Raw genomic sequence first — 16,011 nt, 5'->3', positions numbered from 1 at the left:
TCCTCGCCAAATGGCCATTTCACAGACCGAGTTGGACCCGGCCCGCATGAGCGGGCCTCTCGTGGACGGGTCGGGGGTGGTGCGGCGGCCGACCGGGCGCGGATGGTGTGCGGTCGGCGTCTTGCCAGGTCAGGGCCGGGGGAGCCGATCGGGGTATGCGCCTTATGGGGCCGCTCGCCGTCCCCTGACCAGTCGTGAGCACAGAATGGGCATCGCGAGCTCCTCGCCCCGCTGTCGTGTGAGTGCCGAGGGGCCGTACGGAGCGCGCGGTCTCGGAGCCCGGTTCGACGCTGTGGCCCAGGGCGGAGCCGCGACCGGCCCGCCTGGACGGTGCGCCCGTCACCAGCGCCTCGGCGCCGGTGACGGGCACGACTGCGCGTCAGGACTCGGGAAGCTCCGCCCGTACCGTACGGGCGGCGGTGACCAGGTTCTCCAGCGAGGCGCGCGTCTCGGGCCAGTCCCGGGTCTTCAGACCGCAGTCGGGGTTGACCCACAGGCGCTCGGCGGGGATGGCCTGGAGCCCCTTGCGCAGCAGGGCGGCGGCCTCCTCGACGGAGGGGACGCGCGGGGAGTGGATGTCGTAGACGCCGGGACCGGCCTCACGGGGGTAGCCGTGCGCGGCCAGTTCGCGTGCGACCTGCATGTGGGAGCGGGCCGCCTCCAGGCTGATGACGTCGGCGTCGAGGTCGTCGATGGCCTGGACGATGTCGCCGAACTCGGCATAGCACATGTGCGTGTGGATCTGGGTGTCCGGGCGCACGCCGCTGGTGGTGAGGCGGAAGGACTCGGTGGCCCAGGCCAGGTAGGCGGGGCGGTCGGCGGTGCGCAGCGGGAGGGTCTCACGGAGGGCGGGCTCGTCCACCTGGATGACCGAAGTGCCCGCCGCCTGGAGGTCGCCGACCTCGTCGCGCAGGGCGAGGGCCACCTGGCGGGCGGTGTCGCCGAGCGGCTGGTCGTCGCGGACGAAGGACCAGGCGAGCATGGTCACCGGGCCGGTGAGCATGCCCTTGACGGGGCGATCCGTGAGCGAGTTCGCGTACGAGGTCCAGCGCACCGTCATCGGCTCCGGGCGCGAGATGTCCCCGGCGAGGACCGGCGGGCGCACATAGCGGGTGCCGTACGACTGCACCCAGCCGTGCTGGGTGGCGAGGTAGCCGGTCAGCCGCTCGGCGAAGTACTGCACCATGTCGTTGCGTTCGGGCTCGCCGTGCACCAGGACGTCGATGCCCGCCCGCTCCTGGAAGGCGAGGACCTCGCGGATCTCGTTCTCGATGCGCTCCTCGTAGCCGGCCGCGTCGATGCGGCCGGCGCGCAGGTCGGCGCGGGCGGCGCGCAACTCGCCGGTCTGCGGGAAGGAGCCGATCGTGGTGGTCGGCAGCAGCGGCAGGCCGAGGTGGGCCCGCTGGGCGGCGGCGCGCTGCTCGTACGGCGCCGAGCGGCGGCCGTCCGCGTCGGTGACGGCGGCGGCGCGGGCCCGTACGGCCGGGTCCCGGGTGATCGGGGAGTTCGCGCGGGACGCCAAGTCGGCCCGGTTGGCGGCGATCTCAGTGGTGATCGAGTCCGTGCCCCGCGCGAGGCCGCGGGCGAGCGTGACGATCTCCGTCGTCTTCTGCCGGGCGAAGGCCAGCCAGCGCAGGATCTGCGGGTCGATGTCGCGCTCGGCCGCCGCGTCGATCGGTACGTGCAGGAGCGAGCAGGAGGCGGCCACGTCGACGCGGTCGGCGAGGCCGAGCAGGGTGGCGAGGGTGGACAGGGACTGCTCGAAGTCGTTGATCCAGATGTTGCGGCCGTTGACGACGCCCGCGACCAGGCGCTTGCCCGGCAGGCCGCCGACGGCGGCGAGGGCGTCCAGATTGGCGGCGGCGGCCTCGGTGAAGTCGAGCGCGAGGCCGTCCACCGGGGCCTTGGCGAGGACGGGGAGCGCGTCGCCGAGCCGGTCGAAGTAGGAGGCGACGAGGAGCTTCGGCCGGCCGGTGAGCGTACCCAGGTCGCGGTAGGCGCGGGCGGCGGCGTTCAGCTCGGCCGGAGTGCGGTCCTGGACCAGGGCCGGCTCGTCGAGCTGTACCCACTCGGCGCCCGCCGCGCGCAGGTCGGCGAGGACCTCGGCGTACACGGGCAGCAGCCGGTCGAGGAGGGTGAGCGGTTCGAAGTCGGCGGCGACGCCGGGGGCGGGCTTGGCCAGCAGGAGATAGGTGACGGGGCCGACGAGGACGGGGCGCGGGGTGTGGCCGAGCCCGCGGGCCTCCGTCAGCTCGGCGACCTGCTTGGTGGAGTCGGCCGCGAAGACCGTGTCCGGCCCCAGCTCCGGTACCAGGTAGTGGTAGTTGGTGTCGAACCACTTGGTCATCTCAAGGGGGGCCACGTCCTGGTTGCCGCGCGCCATGGCGAAGTAGCCGTCGAGCACGTCGGCGTCGACGGCGGCGCGGTGGCGGGCGGGGACAGCGCCGACCATGACACTGGTGTCCAGGACGTGGTCGTAGTACGAGAAGTCACCGGTCGGTACCTCGTCGATGCCGGCGTCGGTCAACTGCTGCCAGTTCGCCCGGCGCAGGCCCTCGGCGGTCTCCCGGAGGGCGTCGGCGGTGACGCGGCCCTTCCAGTAGCCCTCGATGGCCTTCTTCAGTTCGCGGTGCGCGCCCTGGCGGGGGTAGCCGTACACGGTGGCCTGTGCTGCCGCGGCTGCGGACTTCGCTGTCACGGAAATCTCCTTCGCGAGATGACTCCTGAGAACCCCGGGGACGGGACACGGGCGCGAAGGGTGACGGACCAGGCGGGCGGACCCGCGCCTGCTGCGCGGTGCTCTCCACCTGATATGCACGCCGACCCGCCCACGAGGTCACCGGGATCTCCGCACGCAATCGGTCGCGTACGGGCAACGGGCAGGTCTTCGGACTCGCGGGCACACCTGCCGAGGCAGATTCCTACTGGCCGTCGCTTCCCGGACCCGTGGCCGGATCCAGTGCGTATGACGGCGGTCGTTCCCGCTCACCGCTGCGGGGCAGTCCCGGATTCCCACCGGGTTCCCTCTTGCGACGCGTCTGCCTGGCGAGCAGGGCGAACCAGCTGCACGGGCCAGCCTAGAGGGCGGACGCTTCCGTGGGCACCACTGTTCACATCCCGGAACGTGACGTGGGACACGGGGTGCGCCGCCGCGTGCGGGCGGCCGGCCGAAGCGGCCGAAGCGGGGGGTGGACTTACTAGGACGTCCAACTATATCTTCGTGGCACAAGGTCCGCGGTGCAGGGAAGCCGGTGTGAATCCGGCACGGTCCCGCCACTGTGACCGGGGAGCGTGCTGTCGTCCACACGTCACTGGCGAGGTCTGCCGGGAAGACGGGCGGCGCGTGGAGATCCGGGAGTCAGGATACCGGCCGCGGAATGTTCCGTGTTGTCCACGAGGATGGAGCAGACACGCATGGCACCGGTCCGTACCCGCGACCCTGGTGATCCGGCGGAGCGCACTCGACTCACCCCGCGCTCATAGACCTTCGCGGCCCCGGCGGCCTTGACATCCGTCCGGCGGCCCCGACGCTCGCTGTCCCGCGGCCCGCGGGGGGGGGGGGGGGGAAAACACACCCCCCCCCCCCCCCCCCCTCCCCCCCCCCCCCCCCCCCCCCCCCCCCCCCCCCCCGCCCGCCGCGCCGTCCTCGGATCTCCCCTGACGAGAGCAGGCACCCATGGTCCGCGAACTCACGCACTTCATCGGCGGCAAGCACACCGCCGGCACATCCGGCCTCTTCGGCGACGTGTACGACCCCAACACCGGTGCGGTCCAGGCCCGCGTCCCGCTCGCGGGCCGCGCCGACACCGAGGCGGCGATCGCCGACGCGCTCACCGCACAGCAGGAGTGGGGCGCGTGGAACCCGCAGCGCCGCGCCCGGGTCCTGCTGCGCTTCCTCCAGCTCATCGAGGACGAACGCGACTCCCTGGCCCGGCTGCTCTCGGCCGAGCACGGCAAGACCGTGGCCGATGCGCACGGCGACATCCAGCGCGGCCTGGAGGTGGTCGAGTTCGCCGCCGGGATCCCGCACCTCCTCAAGGGCGAGTTCACGGACAACGCGGGCACCGGGATCGATGTGCACTCGCTGCGCGCCCCCATCGGCGTGGTCGCCGGGATCACCCCGTTCAACTTCCCCGCGATGATCCCGCTGTGGAAGGCGGCACCCGCCCTCGCGTGCGGGAACGCGTTCATCCTCAAGCCTTCCGAGCGCGACCCGTCCGTACCGCTGCGGCTGGCCGAACTCTTCCTGGAGGCCGGCCTGCCGCCCGGCGTCCTGAACGTCGTCAACGGCGGCAAGGAAGCGGTCGACACCCTCCTGGAGGACCCCCGGGTGGGCGCGCTCGGATTCGTCGGCTCCACCCCCGTCGCCGCGCACATCTACGCCACCGCCGCCGCCCACGGCAAGCGCGCCCAGTGCTTCGGCGGCGCCAAGAACCACATGATCGTGATGCCGGACGCCGACCTCGACCAGGCCGTCGACGCGCTCATCGGCGCCGGATACGGGTCGGCGGGCGAGCGGTGCATGGCGATCTCGGTGGCCGTACCGGTCGGCGAGGAGACGGCCGACCGGCTGGTCGCCGCGCTCAAGGAGCGTATCGGCACGCTCCGCATCGGCCGCAGCGACGACCCCGAAGCCGACTTCGGCCCGCTGGTGAGCAGGGACGCGCTCGACCGGGTCCGCCGCTACGTGGACATCGGCGTCAACGAGGGCGCCGAACTCGTCGCCGACGGCCGGGGGTTCACCCTGCCCGGCCACGAGGAGGGGTTCTTCGCGGGCGCGTCCCTCTTCGACCGGGTCACCTCGCGGATGCGGATCTACCGCGAGGAGATCTTCGGCCCCGTCCTGTGCGTCGTACGCGCCGCCGACTACGAGGAAGCCCTGCGGCTGCCCAGCGAGCACCCGTACGGCAACGGCGTCGCGATCTTCACCAGGGACGGCGACACCGCCCGCGACTTCACCCGCCGGGTGAACACCGGCATGATCGGCGTCAACGTCCCCATCCCGGTCCCCGTCGCCTACCACACCTTCGGCGGCTGGAAGCGGTCCGGCTTCGGCGACCTCAACCAGCACGGCCCGGACGCCATCCGCTTCTACACCCGGACCAAGACCGTCACCTCGCGCTGGCCCTCGGGCGCCAAGGAGGGCGCGAGCTTCACCCTTCCCACCATGGGATGAGCGCCATGACCGGCACCGCACTCACCGAAGACCAGCAGGCCCTCGTCGAAGCCACCCTGGACTTCGCGGAAGACCATCTGGCGCCCCGCGCCGTCCAGTGGGACCAGGACAAGCACTTCCCGCTCGACGTGCTGCGCAAGGCGGCCGGACTCGGGCTCGGCGGAGTGTACGTACGGGAGGACGCGGGCGGCAGCGGTCTCACCCGGGCCGACGGCGTCCTCATCCTCGAAGCCCTCGCCTCCGGCTGCCCGTCCATCGCGGGCTACGTCTCCATCCACAACATGGTCGCCTGGATGATCGACGCCTACGGAGACCAGGAGCAGCGCGCACGGTGGCTGCCCCGCCTCTGCGCCATGGACGACCTCGGCAGCTACTGCCTCACCGAACCGGGGGCCGGATCGGACGCCGGGGCCCTGCGTACCCGGGCGGACCGCGACGGCGACCACTACGTGCTGAGCGGAGTGAAGCAGTTCATCTCCGGCGCGGGCGCCGCCCAGGTGTACATCGTCATGGCGCGCACCGGCGAGGACGGCCCCCGCGGAATCTCCGCCTTCGTGATCGAACGGGACGACCCCGGCCTCTCGTTCGGGCCCAACGAGAAGAAGATGGGCTGGAACGCCCAGCCCACCCGACAGGTGGTCCTGGACGGCGTCCGGATCCCCGCGGACCGGCTGCTGGGCAGCGCGGGCGACGGCTTCCGGATCGCCATGAACGGGCTCAACGGCGGCCGGCTCGGCATCGCCGCCTGCTCCCTCGGCGGCGCCCGCAGCGCCCTCAACAAGAGCCTGGCCTACCTCGCCGACCGGGAGGCGTTCGGCGCCCGGCTGCTCGACGCGCAGGCCCTCCAGTTCCGGCTCGCCGACATGGCGACCGAACTCGCCGCCGCCCGCGCCCTGGTCCACCAGGCCGCCCAGGCCCTGGACCGCGGCGACCCCGAGGCGCCGCAGCTGTGCGCGATGGCCAAACGCTTCGCCACCGACACCGGCTACTCCGTCGCCGACCGCTCCCTCCAACTCCACGGCGGATACGGCTACCTGAACGAGTACGGGATCGAGAAGATCGTCCGCGACCTCCGCGTCCACCAGATCCTGGAAGGAACCAACGAGATCATGCGCGTCATCGTGGCCCGCGGCCTGACGGAGGCGTTCCGGTGACCGCCGCCGAGCACGCCGACGAGTCCGTACTGCTCCGTACCGAGGGCCGCGCCGCTTATCTCACGCTCAACCGGCCCCAGGCCCTCAACGCCCTGACCCACTCCATGGTGCGGCGCATCGACGAGGCGCTGACCGGCTGGGCGAGCGACCCCGCCGTGCGGACCGTGGTCATCACCGGCGCCGGCGGGCGCGGCCTGTGCGCGGGCGGCGACATCCGCTCCATCTACGAGGACGCCCGTGCGAACGGCACGGCCTCCGCCGCCTTCTGGCGGGACGAGTACCGGCTCAACGCCCGTATCGCCCGCTACCCCAAGCCGTACGTCGCCGTCATGGACGGCATCGTGATGGGCGGCGGCGTCGGCGTCTCCGCGCACGGCAGCGTCCGCATCGTCACCGAGCACTCCCGGATCGCGATGCCGGAGACCGGCATCGGCTTCGTCCCCGACGTGGGCGGCACCTATCTGCTGGCCCTCGCGGGAGGCGAGCTCGGCACCCATCTGGCGCTGACCGGCGCGCGGATCGGCGCGGAAGACGCCCTGCTGTGCGGCCTCGCCGACCACTTCGTACCCCGCGACGACCTGCCCCGGCTGCTCGACGACCTCGCCACGCGGCCCGTCTGGGACGCGTTCCGGTCGTACGTACGGCAGCCGCCGCCCGGCGAACTGGCCGGCCACAGGTCCTGGATCGACACCTGCTACCGCGCCGACACCATGGAAGAGATCGTCGCCCGGCTGCGCGGCCACGGGGCGCGCGCCGCCGCCGAGGCGGCCGACACCTTGGCCGCCAAGTCGCCCACCGCCTTGAAGGTCACGCTCGCCGCCCTGCGCCGCGCCCCCGGACTCGGCCCGCTGGAGTGCGTGCTGGAGCAGGAGTACCGGATCTCCTGCGCCGCGCTCACCTCGCACGACCTGGTCGAGGGGGTCCGCGCGCAGGTCATCGACAAGGACCGCACCCCGCGCTGGGCGCCGGCCGGCCTCGACGAGGTCACCGGCGCCGACGTGGCGCGCTACTTCGCTCCGCCCGCGGGCGGCGAACTCCACCTGACCGCGACCCCACAGGAGGTGCCATGGTGAACGGCAAGCACACGATCGGCTTCATAGGACTGGGCCACATGGGCGGCCCGATGGCCGCCAACCTCGTCAAGGCGGGCCACCGGGTACTCGGCTACGACCTGATGCCCGACCTGCTCACCACGGCCGCCGGGACCGGGGTGGAGCCGGTCGCGTCATCGGCGGGCGCCGCCGCGGCGGCGGACGTGGTGGTCACCATGCTGCCCGCGGGGCGGCACGTCCTCGGCCTCTACCGGGAGGAGGGCCTGCTGGCCGCCGCCCGGCCGGGCACGCTGTTCATCGACTGCTCCACCATCGACGTGGTCGACGCGCGCGCCGCCCACGAGGCCGCGGCGGCCGCCGGTATGCGCTCGCTGGACGCACCTGTCTCCGGGGGAGTGGTCGGCGCGGAGGCCGGCACGCTCACCTTCATGGCCGGCGGCGGCGACGCCGAGTTCGCCGAGGCCGAACCACTCCTCGCGATCATGGGGAAGAAGGCGGTGCACTGCGGTGTGCCGGGCGCCGGGCAGGCCGCGAAGATCTGCAACAACATGATCCTCGGCATTTCGATGATCGCGGTGAGCGAGGCGTTCGTCCTGGGCGAGAGCCTGGGCCTGTCCCACCAGGCCCTGTTCGACGTCGCCTCCACCGCCTCCGGCCAGTGCTGGTCCCTGTCCGTCAACTGCCCGGTGCCCGGCCCCGTCCCCGGCAGCCCCGCGAACCACGACTACCGCCCCGGCTTCGCCGCCCCGCTGATGGCCAAGGACCTGGGCCTGGCGGCCAACGCCGTCAGAGCCGGCGGGATCAACGCCGAACTCGGCCTGCGGGCAGCTGAGTTGTACGCCGACTACGCCGAGGGGGCCGGAACGGACCAGGACTTCTCCGGGATCGTCAACGCCATCAGGGAAGGCGACGGCACGCCCTCCTGACGCACGGGAGGCCGATGACCGTCGCGGGCGGTCATCGCCCTCCCGACGACTCCACCGGGTACGGGACGTACGTACGCCGGTCCGGGTCGACGGCCAGCCGGCCGCCCGCCGGCGGCCGGGCCCGCTGGGCGCAGTCGCGGCGCTCGCAGATGCGGCACCCCAGGCCGATCGGCGTCGCCGCCCGGGGGTCGTCCAGTGCGATGCCCTCCGCGTACACCAGGCGGTGCGCGTGGCGCAGTTCGCACCCGAGGGCGACGGCGAACTCGGCGCGCGGCGCGCGGTGCCCGGCCCCGCCCCGGGTGACGGTGCGGGCCACCCAGAAGTAGCGCTTGCCGTCCGGCATCTCGGCGACCTGGGTGAGGACGCGGCCGGGGGAGGAGAACGCCGCGTACACCGTCCACAGCGGGCAGGTGCCGCCGAGCCGGGAGAAGTGGAAGCCGGTGGCGGACTGCCGCTTGGAGACGTTGCCGGCCCGGTCCACGCGGAGGAACGAGAAGGGCACCCCGCGCCGGCCGGAACGCTGGAGCGTGCTGAGGCGGTGGCAGACCGTCTCGAAGCCGACGCCGAAGCGCGCCTGAAGCAGCTCGATGTCGTACCGCAGCTCCTCGGCGGCCGACTGGAACACCCCGTACGGCATCAGCAGGGCCCCGGCGAAGTAGTTCGCGAGCCCGATCCGGGCCAGCGCGGCGGCCTGAGCGGAGGTCACCCCGGCCGCGCCGACCAGGGCGCCGAGCAGCGGGCCGAACTCCAGCAGGGCGATCTGCGTGGCGAGCTGAAAGGCGCGCTGACCCTCCGTCAGCCACGGCGAGAGGAACAGCAGACCGCTCTCCGCGTCGAAGCGCCGGGCGTCCGCCGAACGTTCGGGCGACGCCCGTACGACCGTCACGCGGTGGTGGTCCGCCAGCCGGCGCCGCAGGACGTCCGCCGCCTGGTGCGCCGAGTCGAGTCCCCACTCCCGCGCCGCGCGCTCCGCCTCGCCGTCGAGCGGCCCGATGTGGTTGTGATGGGCGTAGAAGAAGTCGCGCACCTCGTCGTGCGGTTCGGCCGACGGCAGGGCGGCGGCCGGGTCGTCGGCCGAGGCCAGCGCGGCGACCTGCTCGGAAGCGTCCCGGTAGCGGTGGTGCAGGGCCACCAGCGCGCGGGCCACCTCGGGGTGGTCGCGGGCCACCGCGACGGCTTCCTCCACCGAGGCGGACACGCCGGTGGCCTCGTCACCGAGGGCCGCCCGCAGATCCGTCGCGAGCCGTTCCTCCACGGCCTCGGAGAAGAACTCCGGTTCCACGCCCAGGACTTCGGCGATGCGCAGCAGGACGGACGCGGTCAGCGGGCGCTGGCTGTGCTCGATCTGATTGAGATAGCTCGTCGAGATGCCGAGCGAGCGGGCCAGCTCGACCTGGTTCATGCCGCGCTCGGCGCGCAGCCGCCGCAGCTTGGCGTGCGCGTAGATCTTCCGTACGGGAGGCCGTGCCATGGGTGATGCGCCTCCTCGCTCCGCGGCGCGCGGTCGGCGCCGCTTTTTGTGAAGCTAGCATCCGCACGTTTCGCAAGATTCGCAGTTTCACAGCGCGGGAGCGTACGGAATCCGCAGATTGGAGGCGTCGCCCGCGGCCTCGGATGCGGGAATGATCGGAGCGGAAAGGCGCGAGACCCCCGGGCGAGGGCGGTCTCCGCGCAGCAGCGGACCGCGAGGAGCCCCGTGATCGACCACCAGGTACGCGTCCACCCCAGCGCCGACCGGCTGCCCCGCGAGGAGCAGCTCGCCTGGAAGCTGGCCGCCGTCGCCACCGGCACCGGGGAGGCCGCCGAACTGGACCCGGCGGCCGCCGCCATGGCGGTCAACCGGATCATCGACAACGCCTCGGTCGCGGTCGCCTCCCTGGTCCGCCGCCCGGTCGCGGTCGCTCGCGCCCAGGCCCTCGCGCACCCGGCCCGCTCCGGCGGGCCGGTCCACGGCGCGTCCCTCTTCGGGGCGCGGCCCGGCTCGCGCGTGCCGCCCGAGTGGGCCGCCTGGGCCAACGGCACGGCGGTGCGTGAACTGGACTTCCACGACACCTACCTCGCCGCCGACTACTCCCACCCCGGCGACAACATCCCGCCGCTGCTCGCCGTCGCCCAGCACACCGGACGCTCCGGCGCCGACCTGCTGCGCGGCATCATCGCCGCGTACGAGATCCACGTCGCGCTGGTGAAGGGCGTCTGCCTGCACGCCCACCGCATCGACCACGTGGCGCACCTGAGCGCCGCCACGGCCTGCGGACTCGGGGCGATGCTGCGCCTGCCGACGGAGACCGTGTACCAGGCCGTCGGGCAGGCGGTGCACACCACGACCGCGACCCGGCAGTCCCGCAAGGGCGAGATCTCCAGCTGGAAGGCGTTCGCCCCGGCCTTCGCCGGCAAGGCGTCGATCGAGGCGGTGGACCGGGCGATGCGCGGCGAGGGCGCGCCCTCGCCGATCTACGAGGGGGAGGACGGCTTCCTCGCCTGGATGCTCGACGGCCCCCAGGCGTCGTACACGGTCACCCTGCCGGAGCCGGGCGAGGCGCGTCGGGCGATCCTCGACACCTACACCAAGGAGCACTCGGCCGAGTACCAGGCGCAGGCGGTCATCGACCTCGCCCGTCGGCTGCGCGAGAAGACCGGCCCGCTCGACCGGGTGCGTTCCGTCGTGCTGCACACCAGCCACCACACCCACTATGTGATCGGCTCGGGGGCCGGCGACCCGCAGAAGTACGACCCGGACGCCAGCCGCGAGACCCTCGACCACTCCGTGCCGTACATCTTCGCGGTCGCCCTGGAGGACGGCGCCTGGCACCACGAGCGCTCCTACGCCCCCGAACGCGCCCGGCGCCCGCGGACCGTGGAGCTGTGGAGGAAGGTCTCCACGGTCGAGGACCCGCGGTGGACCCGCCGCTACCACGACCCCGACCCGCGGTGCCGGGCCTTCGGCGGCCGGGCCGTGATCACGCTCGACGACGGCACGGTCATCGAGGACGAGCTCGCCGTCGCCGACGCCCATCCGGCCGGCGCCCGCCCGTTCGACCGCGACGGGTACACCGCCAAGTTCCGCACCCTCGCCGAGGGCGCCGTCGAACCCTCCGCACAGGACGCGTTCCTGGCCGCGGCGGGCCGGCTGAGCCAACTGGACGCACCGGGGCTCGCGGACCTCTTCCCGGCGGTCGACACGGCCGCCGTCGCCGCGTACGACGCGACGCTCCCGACGGGCCTGTTCTGACGACGGGCCTGTTCTGACGACGGCCTGTTCTGATGCCGCCCCCCCCGCACCGGCAGCCGACCCCGCCGCCCGCACCCCTCTGTGGAGGACCCCATGATCACCGCACCGCCCGACCGGCCCGACATCCGCCGCGGCCTCGCCGGTGTCGTCGTCGACACCACCGAGATCTCCACCGTCATCCAGGAGACCAACTCCCTGACCTACCGCGGCTACCCGGTCCAGGACCTCGCCGCCCGCCGCTCCTTCGAAGAAGTCGCCTACCTGCTCTGGCACGGGGAACTCCCCGACGCCGGACAGCTCGCCGAATTCCGGGCCCGCGAAGGCGCTCTGCGGCCCGTGGACCGCACCGCCGCGGAACTCCTGGCCCGGCTGCCCGGCACCTGCCACCCCATGGACGTCCTGCGGACCGCCGTCAGCCTCTTCGGCGCCGAGGACCCCGCCGAGGACGACGGCAGCCCCGCCGCCAACCGGACCAAGTCCCTCGCCCTCCTGGCGAAGCTGCCGACCGTCGTCGCCGCCGACCACCGCAGGCGGCGCGGCCTCGCGCCGATCCAACCCGACGCGGCCCTCGGCTACGCCGAGAACTTCTTCCACATGTGCTTCGGCCGGATACCCGAGCCCGAAGTGGTCCGCTGCTTCGAGACCTCCCTCATCCTGTACGCCGAACACAGCTTCAACGCGTCGACGTTCACCGCCCGCGTCGTCACCTCCACGCTCTCCGACCTCTACAGCGCCGTCACCGCCGCCGTCGGCGCCCTCAAAGGACCGCTGCACGGCGGTGCCAACGAAGCCGTGATGCACATGCTGGTCGAGATCGGCGACCCGCTGCGGGCCGGGGAATGGCTCGACGAGGCCCTGGCCTCGAAGCGCAGGATCATGGGGTTCGGCCACCGCGTCTACCGGCACGGCGACTCGCGCGTACCGATCATGCAGGAGGCCACCGACCGGCTCGTCGCGCACGCCGCGAGCCCCGAGGCGACCCGGCTGGCCGGCCTGCACGCCGCGCTGCGGGACGCCATGATCGCCCGCAAGGGCATCCACCCCAACCTGGACTACCCGGCCGGGCTCGCCTACCACCTCATGGGCTTCGACATCCCCGCCTTCACGCCCATCTTCGTGATGAGCCGCATCACCGGCTGGACCGCCCACATCACCGAACAGCTGGCCCACAACGCGCTGATCCGCCCGCTGGGCGCCTACACCGGACCGGACCAGCGGGCCGTCCCGGCGACGGACGGCGCCCGCCCGTAAGGATCACCCGGGCTCGGTGCCGAACACTGTGAGAATGCGCTCGGCGGCGAGCGTGGCCGTCAGCTCGCCGTCCTGGACCTGCCGTTCGAGGCCGGGGGCCAAGGCGCGTACGGCCGCGTCCGAGTGCAGCCGGTTGAGGAGCTCGTCGCGGACCATCGTCCACGTCCAGTCCACCTGCTGGCCGCGGCGCTTGGCGGCCAGGCGGCCGGTGGAGTCGAGGAGCGTGCGGTGCTGTTCGAGGCGCTCCCAGACCGTGTCCAGGCCGGTCGACTCGCGGGCGCTGCAACTGAGCACCGGCGGCGTCCAGGCGGCGTCCGCGGCGTGCATCAGCCGCAGCGCGCCCGCCAGTTCCCGGCCCGCCGCGCGGGCGTCGCGCTCGTGCGGCCCGTCCGCCTTGTTCACGGCGATGACGTCCGCCAGCTCCAGGACGCCCTTCTTGATGCCCTGCAACTGATCACCGGTGCGGGCGAGGGTCAGCAGCAGGAAGGAGTCGACCATGTTCGCGACCGCGGTCTCGGACTGGCCGACGCCGACCGTCTCCACCAGGACCACGTCGTAGCCGGCGGCCTCCATCACCACGATCGACTCGCGGGTCGCCTTGGCGACCCCGCCGAGCGTCCCGGCCGTGGGGGAGGGGCGTACGAACGCCGCCGGATCGACGGCCAGGCGCTCCATACGCGTCTTGTCGCCCAGGATGGACCCGCCGGTACGGCTGGACGACGGGTCGACGGCGAGCACCGCGACCCGGTGCCCGAGCGCGGTGAGCCGGGTGCCGAACGCGTCGATGAACGTCGACTTCCCCACCCCCGGCACCCCGCTGATGCCGATCCGCCGCGCCCGGCCGCTGTGCGGCAGCAGCTCGGTGAGCAACTCCTGCGCCAGGGCCCGGTGGTCGGGGCGGGTGGACTCGACGAGCGTGATGGCCCGCGCCATCAGCGCCCGCTTCCCGTCGAGCACGCCCTTCACATAGGCGTCGAGGCCGATCGCCATGGGAGCCGTCGCCACGGGACTCAGCGGCCGTGACCGGTATCGGCGGGCCGGAGCTCGCCGTGCCCGAGGCCGGCGGCCAGCCGCCGCACCAGGTCGTACGCGGCGTCCGGGATCACGGTGCCGGGCGGGAAGACGGCCGCCGCGCCCATCTCCAGGAGCGTGGGGACGTCCTGCGGCGGAATCACCCCGCCGACCACGATCATGATGTCGGCGCGGCCCTCCTCCGCGAGCTGCTCCCGCAACGCCGGTACGAGCGTCAGATGGCCGGCGGCCAGCGAGGACACCCCGACGATGTGCACGTCCGCCTCGACGGCCTGGCGGGCCACCTCGCCCGGCGTCTGGAACAGCGGGCCCACGTCGACGTCGAAGCCGAGGTCGGCGAAGGCGGTGGCGATCACCTTCTGGCCGCGGTCGTGGCCGTCCTGGCCCATCTTGGCGACGAGCATGCGGGGGCGCCGGCCCTCGGCCTCCTCGAAGGAGGCCACCAGCGTACGGGTGCGTTCGATGGACGGGGAGTCGCCGGCTTCGTTGCGGTACACACCGGAGATCGTACGGATCTGGCTCGCGTGCCGCCCGTACACCTTCTCCAGGGCGTCGGAGATCTCCCCGACGGTCGCCTTCGCGCGGGCCGCGTCCACGGCGAGCTCCAGCAGGTTGCCGGTGGACGCGGCGGCGCGGGTCAGCGCGTGCAGCGCGTCCTGGCAGGCGCGTTCGTCGCGCTCGGCGCGCAGCCGCCGGAGCTTGTCGATCTGCTGGGTGCGTACGGAGGAGTTGTCGACCTTCAGGACGTCGATCTGCTCGTCGGTCTCGACGCGGTACTTGTTCACGCCGATGACCGGCTGCCGACCGGAGTCGATCCGGGCCTGCGTACGGGCCGCGGCCTCCTCCACCCGCAGCTTCGGGAGGCCGGCGTCGATGGCCTGCGCCATGCCGCCCGCCGCCTCGACCTCCTCGATGTGCTGCCATGCCCGGCGCGCCAGGTCGTACGTCAGCCGCTCCACGTAGGCGCTGCCGCCCCACGGGTCGATCGCCCGGGTCGTGCCCGACTCCTGCTGGATCATCAGCTGGGTGTTGCGGGCGATGCGCGCCGAGAAGTCGGTGGGCAGGGCGAGGGCTTCGTCGAGGGCGTTGGTGTGCAGGGACTGGGTGTGCCCCTGGGTCGCCGCCATCGCCTCCACGCACGTACGCGTCACGTTGTTGAACACGTCCTGCGCCGTCAGCGACCAGCCGGAGGTCTGCGAATGGGTGCGCAGCGAAAGCGACTTGGCGTTCTGCGGGTCGAACCGCCGGACCAGCTTGGCCCACAGCAGACGCGCGGCGCGCAACTTGGCGATCTCCATGAAGAAGTTCATGCCGATCGCCCAGAAGAAGGAGAGCCGGGGCGCGAACGCGTCCACGTCCATCCCCGCGGCCCGCCCGGCCCGGATGTACTCCACCCCGTCGGCCAGCGTGTACGCCAGCTCCAGGTCGGCCGTGGCTCCGGCCTCCTGGATGTGGTAGCCGGAGATGGAGATGGAGTTGTAGCGCGGCATGCGCTGCGAGGTGTAGGCGAAGATGTCGGAGATGATCCGCATCGACGGCTTGGGCGGGTAGATGTAGGTGTTGCGGACCATGAACTCCTTGAGGATGTCGTTCTGAATGGTCCCCGCCAGCTTCTCCGGCGGCACGCCCTGCTCCTCCGCGGCCACGACGTAGAGCGCGAGCACGGGCAGCACCGCGCCGTTCATCGTCATCGACACGGTCATCCGGTCGAGCGGGATCCCCTCGAAGAGCTGCCGCATGTCGTAGATCGAGTCGATCGCCACGCCCGCCATGCCGACGTCACCGGTCACCCGGGGGTGGTCGCTGTCGTAGCCGCGGTGGGTGGGCAGGTCGAAGGCGACCGACAGCCCCTTCTGGCCCGCCGCGAGGTTGCGCCGGTAGAAGGCGTTGGACTCCTCGGCCGTGGAGAAGCCCGCGTACTGACGGATCGTCCAGGGCTGGTTGACGTACATCGTCGGGTACGGGCCGCGCAGATACGGGGCGACGCCCGGGTAGGTGCCGAGGAAGTCCAGGCCCTCGACGTCCTGCCCGGTGTAGAGCGGTTTGACCGAGATGCCCTCCGGGGTCTCCCAGCGGAGGTCGTCCCCGGCGGCGGCCTTCTTGACGGCGTCGCGCCACTCCTCGGCGCCGCCGTCGGCCTTCGGCGTCCCGAGGCCGATCCCGGAGAAGTCCGGGATTCCCATCGTTG

10 protein-coding genes and 2 riboswitches are annotated in these 16,011 nt (G+C 72.7%); of the genes, 6 read left to right on the top strand and 4 right to left on the bottom strand.

What is annotated here, in order from left to right; genetic code table 11:
- Positions 1-379: 379 nt before the first annotated feature.
- Complete coding sequence (gene metE, locus AC07AB_RS29150; protein ID WP_478572846.1) at positions 380-2,698, bottom strand: 5-methyltetrahydropteroyltriglutamate--homocysteine S-methyltransferase; 2,319 nt, start codon at positions 2,696-2,698, stop codon at positions 380-382.
- A gap of 163 nt (positions 2,699-2,861) precedes the next feature.
- A riboswitch (cobalamin riboswitch) is annotated at positions 2,862-3,079 on the bottom strand.
- Between the two features lie 139 nt (positions 3,080-3,218).
- Positions 3,219-3,389: riboswitch (cobalamin riboswitch) on the top strand.
- A gap of 287 nt (positions 3,390-3,676) precedes the next feature.
- Between metE and AC07AB_RS29145 the strand changes: the two genes are divergently transcribed.
- Genes AC07AB_RS29145 through mmsB form a run of 4 tightly spaced genes read left to right on the top strand, consistent with a single transcriptional unit; the run spans position 3,677 to position 8,308 of the window.
- A complete protein-coding gene (locus tag AC07AB_RS29145; RefSeq protein WP_478572843.1) occupies positions 3,677-5,176 on the top strand; it encodes a CoA-acylating methylmalonate-semialdehyde dehydrogenase in 1,500 nt (499 codons plus the stop codon).
- 5 nt (positions 5,177-5,181) lie between these two features.
- A complete protein-coding gene (locus tag AC07AB_RS29140; RefSeq protein ID WP_478572840.1) occupies positions 5,182-6,330 on the top strand; it encodes an acyl-CoA dehydrogenase family protein in 1,149 nt (382 codons plus the stop codon).
- Positions 6,327-7,403, top strand: a complete 1,077-nt coding sequence (locus tag AC07AB_RS29135) for an enoyl-CoA hydratase/isomerase family protein (protein WP_478572837.1) — start codon at positions 6,327-6,329, stop codon at positions 7,401-7,403. The genes AC07AB_RS29140 and AC07AB_RS29135 overlap by 4 nt, the downstream gene beginning before the upstream one ends.
- Entirely contained in the window at positions 7,397-8,308 is a 912-nt protein-coding gene (gene mmsB / locus AC07AB_RS29130; protein WP_478572834.1) for a 3-hydroxyisobutyrate dehydrogenase, read from the top strand. Before AC07AB_RS29135 ends, mmsB begins: the two co-directional genes overlap by 7 nt.
- Positions 8,309-8,339: 31 nt before the next feature.
- On the opposite strand, the gene AC07AB_RS29125 is transcribed toward mmsB, so the two are convergent.
- The gene (locus AC07AB_RS29125; protein ID WP_478572831.1) at positions 8,340-9,779 is read right to left on the bottom strand and encodes a short-chain fatty acyl-CoA regulator family protein; all 1,440 of its coding nucleotides are present in this window, start codon (positions 9,777-9,779) and stop codon (positions 8,340-8,342) included.
- Positions 9,780-10,004: 225 nt separating this feature from the next.
- Here AC07AB_RS29125 and AC07AB_RS29120 point away from each other — a divergent pair, with 225 nt between their 5' ends.
- Together AC07AB_RS29120 and AC07AB_RS29115 are read left to right on the top strand one after the other, a co-directional pair.
- Complete coding sequence (locus AC07AB_RS29120) at positions 10,005-11,540, top strand: MmgE/PrpD family protein (protein ID WP_478572828.1); 1,536 nt, start codon at positions 10,005-10,007, stop codon at positions 11,538-11,540.
- Between the two features lie 93 nt (positions 11,541-11,633).
- Positions 11,634-12,791 carry a bifunctional 2-methylcitrate synthase/citrate synthase gene (locus AC07AB_RS29115; protein WP_478572826.1) on the top strand — a complete coding sequence of 386 codons (1,158 nt, stop codon included), beginning with the start codon at positions 11,634-11,636 and terminating at the stop codon, positions 12,789-12,791.
- 3 nt (positions 12,792-12,794) lie between these two features.
- Here AC07AB_RS29115 and meaB read toward each other — a convergent pair whose 3' ends face one another.
- Together meaB and scpA are read right to left on the bottom strand one after the other, a co-directional pair.
- Positions 12,795-13,781 (bottom strand): methylmalonyl Co-A mutase-associated GTPase MeaB, encoded by a 987-nt coding sequence (gene meaB, locus AC07AB_RS29110; protein ID WP_478573176.1) that lies wholly within the window; start codon positions 13,779-13,781, stop codon positions 12,795-12,797.
- Between the two features lie 20 nt (positions 13,782-13,801).
- Positions 13,802-16,006, bottom strand: a complete 2,205-nt coding sequence (gene scpA, locus AC07AB_RS29105) for a methylmalonyl-CoA mutase (RefSeq protein WP_478573174.1) — start codon at positions 16,004-16,006, stop codon at positions 13,802-13,804.
- Between the last annotated feature and the right edge of the window lie 5 nt (positions 16,007-16,011).

The sequence above is a fragment of the Streptomyces sp. NPDC044033 genome, from assembly GCF_056434425.1.
The sequence above is the reverse complement of the archived record's forward strand: the minus strand, read 5'-3'. Positions and strand labels throughout refer to the sequence as shown.